This window comes from Novosphingobium sp. JCM 18896 (genome assembly GCF_025938095.1).
Taxonomy (GTDB): Bacteria; Pseudomonadota; Alphaproteobacteria; order Sphingomonadales; family Sphingomonadaceae; genus Novosphingobium.
Genome location: NZ_JAPCZF010000004.1, coordinates 565,028 through 571,083 on the forward strand (window position 1 = coordinate 565,028; position 6,056 = coordinate 571,083).

The 6,056-nt window shown below is 66.5% G+C and carries 5 protein-coding genes; 1 reads left to right on the plus strand and 4 read right to left on the minus strand.

The window, feature by feature from the left end; all coding sequences use genetic code 11:
• Positions 1-13 precede the first annotated feature (13 nt).
• Positions 14-217, plus strand: a complete 204-nt coding sequence (locus OLX23_RS17230) for a DUF1737 domain-containing protein (RefSeq protein ID WP_264446247.1) — start codon at positions 14-16, stop codon at positions 215-217.
• A 118-nt stretch (positions 218-335) separates the two neighbouring features.
• On the opposite strand, the gene OLX23_RS17235 is transcribed toward OLX23_RS17230, so the two are convergent.
• The 4 genes from OLX23_RS17235 to OLX23_RS17250 form a co-directional block, all read right to left on the minus strand.
• The gene (locus OLX23_RS17235; protein ID WP_264446248.1) at positions 336-2,168 is read right to left on the minus strand and encodes an ABCB family ABC transporter ATP-binding protein/permease; all 1,833 of its coding nucleotides are present in this window, start codon (positions 2,166-2,168) and stop codon (positions 336-338) included.
• Between the two features lie 60 nt (positions 2,169-2,228).
• Positions 2,229-3,122, minus strand: coding sequence for a retroviral-like aspartic protease family protein (locus tag OLX23_RS17240; RefSeq protein ID WP_264446249.1), 894 nt, complete (start codon positions 3,120-3,122; stop codon positions 2,229-2,231).
• Between the two features lie 82 nt (positions 3,123-3,204).
• Positions 3,205-4,716, minus strand: a complete 1,512-nt coding sequence (locus OLX23_RS17245; protein ID WP_264446250.1) for an oligosaccharide flippase family protein — start codon at positions 4,714-4,716, stop codon at positions 3,205-3,207.
• Complete coding sequence (locus tag OLX23_RS17250) at positions 4,713-5,708, minus strand: glycosyltransferase (protein WP_264446251.1); 996 nt, start codon at positions 5,706-5,708, stop codon at positions 4,713-4,715. Before OLX23_RS17250 ends, OLX23_RS17245 begins: the two co-directional genes overlap by 4 nt.
• Positions 5,709-6,056 lie beyond the last annotated feature (348 nt).

Sequence of the window (6,056 nt, forward strand, 5' to 3'; positions counted from 1 at the left end):
TTAGGGCAGTTCCATGTCCATTCCCCCCGACGACAAGCCGATCTACCGCCTGCTCACCGGCAAGGACGACCGTGCCTTCTGCGATCGCGTGTCCGAGGCGCTCGAGCAGGGCTGGCGGCTCTACGGCTCGCCGGTGATCGCCTGGGACGAGGAGCACGGCTACATGAAGGCCGCCCAGGCGGTGGTCTGGCATGATGCCGACGTCGTGAAGGGCTGACGCGAGCGCCGTGTGCGGTGCTTCGACCAAGCTCGGCACGAGCGGCTTCCGTTTCCAACAAGCACCCCAAACCCGCTCGGCCTGAGCTTGTCGAAAGCCCAGGCGCGATGCTGGTACGCTATTCCGCCGCCTCGCCCAGTTCCTCGATCTCGCTCGCCTGCCGGTTCCACATCTCGGCATAGAGCCCTTCGGCGCGCAGCAGTTCGGTGTGCGTGCCCGCTTCGGCCAGCTTGCCTTCGTTGAGCACGAAGATGCGGTCGGCATCGGCGATCGTCGACAGGCGGTGCGCGATCGACAGGCTGGTGCGGTTCTCCGAGATGTCGTGCAGGGTCGCGAGGATGTCCTGCTCGGTGCGCGTGTCGAGCGCCGAAGTCGCCTCGTCGAGCAGCAGGATCGGCGGGTTCTTCACCAAGGTTCGCGCGATCGCGACTCTCTGCTTCTCGCCGCCCGACAGCTTGAGCCCGCGTTCGCCGACTTCGGTGTCGAAGCGCTTGGGCAGCCGGTCGATCAGGCCGCTGAGCGCGGCGCCGCGTGCGGCCTTCTCGATGTCCGCGATCGTCGCGCCGTCGCGGCCATAGCCGATGTTGTAGCCGATCGTGTCGTTGAACAGCACCGAGTCCTGCGGGACGATGCCGATCGCGCAGCGCAGCGATTCCTGCGTGACCTCGCGGATGTCCTGCCCATCGATCAGGATGCGGCCGCTCCACGGATCGTAGAAGCGGAACAGCAGCCGGGCGATCGTCGACTTGCCCGCGCCCGAGGGGCCGACGATCGCCACGTCCTGCCCGGCCGGAACCTCGAAGCTCAGACCGTGGAGGATCGTGCGCTCGGGCTCGTAGCCGAACACGACATTGTCGAAGACCACGGTCGGCCGCTTGATGACGAGCGCCGGCGCGCCTGGCGCATCGGCGACCTCGACCGGCGTGTCGATCAGGCGGAACATCTCGGCCATGTCGATCAGGCCCTGGCGGATCGTGCGATAGACCATGCCGAGCATGTCGAGCGGGCGGAACAGCTGGACCAGGTAGGTGTTGACGAAGACCAGGTCGCCGACGGTGAACTGCCCGCGCGACCAGCCCCAGACGGTATAGGCCATGGCGCCGCCCATCAGCAGGTTGACCACCAGCGCCTGCGCGATGTTGAGCAGGCCGACCGAATTCTCGCTCTTCACCGCCGCGTCCGAATAGGCGCGCGTCGCCTGGGCATAGCGCTCGAGCTCGCGGTGTTCGGCGCTGAAGTATTTCACCGTCTCGTAGTTGAGCAGCGAATCGACCGCCCGGCTCATCGCCTGGCCGTCGAGCTTGTTCATCCTCTCGCGCAGGACCGAACGCCATTCGGTGATCCAGCGCGTGATCGCGGCATAGGCGAGCACGGCGATGCCCGTCGCGGCGACGAGCCCCCAGCCGAAGTGGAAGTAGAAGATTCCCGCGACGACGATCAGCTCGAGCACGGTCGGCGCCAGGTTGAACAGCAGGAAGTAGAGCATCACGTCGATGCTCTTGGTCCCGCGCTCGATCACCTTGGTGACCTCGCCCGTGCGCCGCGCGAGATGGAAGCGCAGCGACAGGCTGTGCAGCCGCGCGAAGACGTTCTCGGCCAGCGCGCGAGTCGCGTCCTGGCCGACGCGCTCGAACACGATGTTGCGCAGGTTCTCGAACAGCACGGCGGCGAAGCGGCCGAACGCATAGGCGAGCACGAAAGCCAGGGCGAGGCCCAGCGCCGGCCCAAGGACGGGATCGCCCTTGATCGTCATCAGATCGACCGCGCGCTTGTAGAAGAACGGCAGGCCCAAGGTCACCGCCTTGCCCGCGAGGATCAGCAGCACCGCCGCAACGATTCGCCAGCGCAACGCCGTGTTGTCGGCGGGCCAGAGGTAAGGAAGGAAGCGGCGCAGGGTGCGCCAGCCGTCGTGGCGCGCGTTCTCGCCTGAGGTCGGATTGTCGGGTGGCATTGCCGGCTATGTAGAGAGCAAAAGCGAAAACGAAAGGGCGCGGGGTGCAAAACCGATGATCTAGAAGCCCCCGGGCAGGTCGAACATCACCTTGCGCGTCGAGAAGTCGATCGCCACGCGCTTGAACAGCCTGAGCTCGCGCATGCCGAGCATCAGCGCCGGGCGCCGCGTCAGCCCCAGCACGTCGAAGGCCGGACTGTCGGCATAGGCGATGACCAGGTTCTTGATGTTCACGTCCCCCACCGCAAGCTCGCGGGCATAGCCCATGTCGGCCGTGGCCTCCTGCCCGGTCACGCTCGACAGCACGGCCGTGCCCAGCGCGCCGCGCCGACCCAGTGCGCGCTGGAGTGCGCGGTTGCCGATCGAGGTATCCGATCCGGTGTCGATGATCACGTCGGTCCTGACCCCGTCGATCGCCGCCTGGGTCATGATCAGCTGGCCCGCCCGGCGCCGCGCGGTGACGACGATGTCGTAGCCCGAATTGCCGCCGAGGCTCTTGGCGTCGCCCACGGCCATGCGGCTCTTCGCGAAGTCGAGCAGCACGCGCTGGCTCTGCAGGCTGTCGAGCCCGACGATGCCGTCGGCGCCCATGTGCTCGCTCTGGAACAGCAGGACGGTGAGGCCGTAGAACGAGCGGCGGCCGAGCGCGAGCTCGTCGACCACCGCGGTATCGGTGATCTGCGCGCCCGAGACGCCGACGATGCGCAGCTTGTCGTGCGCGGGCAGGGCGAGTCGCACGGCGAGATCGGTCGACAGCGCGGTCTTCTGCGATCCGGTGTCGATGAGGAAGCGATAGGGGCCCTTGTCGCCGATCTGTACGGGAACGGTCATGCGATCGGCGGAGTCGGCCGTGGTGCGCAGGACCTCGACCTCGCTGGCATCCTGTGCGCCGCTGGCGGCGGGGACCGTCAAGAAGGCGACATAGGCAAGCAGCGCCAGGGCAGAGACGGCCATCGCACCTCTCCGATGATTATGTCACGCTTCTATCACATTTCGTGAGGATGGCGAAGCGATCGCTGCGCGGTCCGGCCCGCGCTTAGACGGGGCGCGCCGCCGGTTTGCGCAGGATCTGCGCGAAGGCGTGACGCACCATGCCGGCGAGATCTTCGACCGCCGGGTGGCGGGTGATCACCAGGGCCAGAATCCAGGCGCAGAGCCCGGCGACGCCGGCGACGAACAGCCCGTCCCACCCCAGAGTCTCGGGCCTGCGCCAGGTGCGATAGAGGATGAGCGCGGGCGTTGCGGTGGCAACGGCCACGATGGCGCTACGCAGATAGATCGTCAGCACGCGCGACCAGCGGAAGCCGACGAGGTCGTGCATGAAGCGCGCATAGATCGCGATCCAGATCAGGCCATAGGCGATGCGCGAGATCGCCGCGGCTTCGAGCCCGAACGAGGCGCCGATGATCAATGTGCCCATCGACGCGGCGGTGTCGAGCAGGTTGTAGCGGATCAGCTTGCCCATGCGGCCGAGCAGGATCGGCAGGTCGACGTGCAGTGGGACGGTGATGAAGCAGATTTCGGCGAGCGCCATGAAGACGAGCAGGCGCCCGGCCTCCTGCCAGACGGAGCCGTAGAGGAGTAGCACCACCGGTGTCGCGAGCGCGGCAAGCAGGGCCATGGCCGGCCAGACCACCGCGCCATAGCCGGCGACGACACGCTCGTAGTGCGGGCCCAGCGGCCGGCCTTCGTCGCGCAGGCGGGCGAAGGCCGGGTAGAACACCGAACTGATCGCGCCGACGACGAGCACGTGGAGACTCGAGGCGAGCGCCCAGCCGCGGCTGTAGAGCCCGACGATATGCATACCGAGCATGCGGCCGACGATGAGGTCTGGCGTGCGCACGCCGAAGGCGCCCGAGATCGCAAGTACCGTCGAACCACCGCCGAAGCGAACCGCCTCGCGCGATCCGGCGAAGTCGGGCTTAAGCGGAATCGTGCTCGGCCTCAGCCATTGGGCCAGCGCGGCGCGCACCACGGCCTGGACGATCATCGCCATGGCCAGCGATTCGGCGGAGAAGCCGCTCGCTGCGAAAGCCAGTGCCGAACCCGAGTTGGCGAGGCCGCTGCCGACGTTGACGAGGAACAGTCCGCGGAAGTCGAGATCGCGAGTCAGCAGGGCGCAGGGTACCGCGCTCCACGGCGAGAGGATCAGCGATGCTGCGATCATCGCCAGGATCGCCGTCAGGCGTGGCTCGCCGTAGAACTGCGCGGTCGGCCAGGCGAGCGCGAGGATCACCACGGCTATCGCCAGCGACAGGAGCAGCAACAGCCCTGCGCAGCGGCGCAGTTCGGCCCGCGTCAGCGCCGCATGGCCGGCGATGTACCGGCTCATCCCGAAATCCTGCAACGTCGTGATCATCATCGCCGCGGCGAGCGCGATCGAGAACAGGCCGACCTCGGCGGGCGAGAGGAAGAAGCGCGAGATCACCACCGAGGTGGCGAACTGCAGCGCGAAGCCGATATACTGTGCGACGGCCGACCAGATCGCGGCGGTCCGCGGATCGCCCGCGGCGATTGGCAGGACGGCGTGATCGGACGTTCCGGTCATGCCGCGAGTGCCCGGGCAAGGCGGGCGGCGCGGATCGGTTCGCCGAAGGTCAGCAGTCGCACGACGGTGCGCCACAAACCGCGGCGCGATCCACCACGATGAATGTGGTCGAGGACCAGATCCATGCCTTCGCCGCGCAACGCGTGCCGCGAATAGAGCAGGTGGCCGACGACCTCGGTGCGGATCTTCGCGGAAATACCCGTACGCCCGAATAGCGTGTCGAGTTCGCTGATCGGCGGGAGCCGTTCGAGCGTGGCGGTCGGATCGCTCCGTCCGGCCAGGCGCTCGTGGTAGGCGAAGCGCGAGACCACCGCGCCCGTCGTCTGTTCGACCGAGAAGCGTTTGGAAATCTGGTTGTCGGTGCGGCGATAGCGCAGCAGGCGTTCGGGAATCGAGCAGATGTGCGTGCGCGTGGCGAGCCGCAGCCAGAGGTCGAGGTCTTCGCAATGGCGATAGGCGGCGTGATAGCCGCCCGCGGCGCGGACCACTTCGGTGCGGTACATCACCGCCGGATGGCAGAGCAGGGGGCCGTCGATCTCGATCGATTCGAGGAATTCCTCGTGCGAGGTCGGCTGGTCGGGGCCGCTGCCGTCGCGCTGGATCGATTGGCTCCGTTCGTCGATGTCCTCGCTCCACGAACCGACCACCCCGTGATCGGCATGTTCGGCGAGGAAGGCGACCTGTCGCTCGAAGCGCTGGGGCCGGCAGATGTCGTCGGCGTCCATCCGCGCGATCAGCGGAGCCTCGGCTTCGGCGATCAGCTGGTTGAGGCTGGCAATCAGTCCGCGGTTCTCGCGCAGGATCGGGCGGATGCGCGGATCGCGCTTGGCGAAGCGGAGAATCGTCTCGCGCGACGAATCTTGCGAGCCGTCGTCGAGAATCAGGAATTCGAAATCGGTGAAGGTCTGCGCCAGCACCGATTCGATGGCCTCGGCCAGATAGGGCTCGCCGTTGTGGACGCTCATTGCAACGGTGACTGCCGGACTGGCCATTCTAGACGGATTCCTGAACTCGATTCCCCGCGCCACGCGGGCGCGGATAAGCAGTCTCTGCGCTTAGCGGGGACGGGTAAAAAATCGGTGTTGAGACAGGCCGTTCCACCGCATCCCAAGCAAGGCGATTTATCGCCGATTCCATGCCCGGAACGCGTCCATACGATATAACTATATGAAAAATATACATTTCATGGAAAAGTGCAACAAATCTGCAAAAAGGGTTTGACCGACTCGGACCCCCTCCATATATGCCGCTTCACCGGACGGGACGCTGCCTCTAGCGAGACGCGAAACGCTCGGTCGCCACCATCGACGGACAGCAAGTCCCCCGAAGTAAAAAGCGGG

Coding starts and splice junctions, on each gene's coding strand:
- OLX23_RS17240 (WP_264446249.1), bottom strand. CDS start 3,122: ATGGCCGTCTCTGCCCTGGCGCTGCTTGCCTATGTCGCCTTCTTGACG.
- OLX23_RS17230 (WP_264446247.1), top strand. CDS start 14: ATGTCCATTCCCCCCGACGACAAGCCGATCTACCGCCTGCTCACCGGC.
- OLX23_RS17250 (WP_264446251.1), bottom strand. CDS start 5,708: ATGGCCAGTCCGGCAGTCACCGTTGCAATGAGCGTCCACAACGGCGAG.
- OLX23_RS17245 (WP_264446250.1), bottom strand. CDS start 4,716: ATGACCGGAACGTCCGATCACGCCGTCCTGCCAATCGCCGCGGGCGAT.
- OLX23_RS17235 (WP_264446248.1), bottom strand. CDS start 2,168: ATGCCACCCGACAATCCGACCTCAGGCGAGAACGCGCGCCACGACGGC.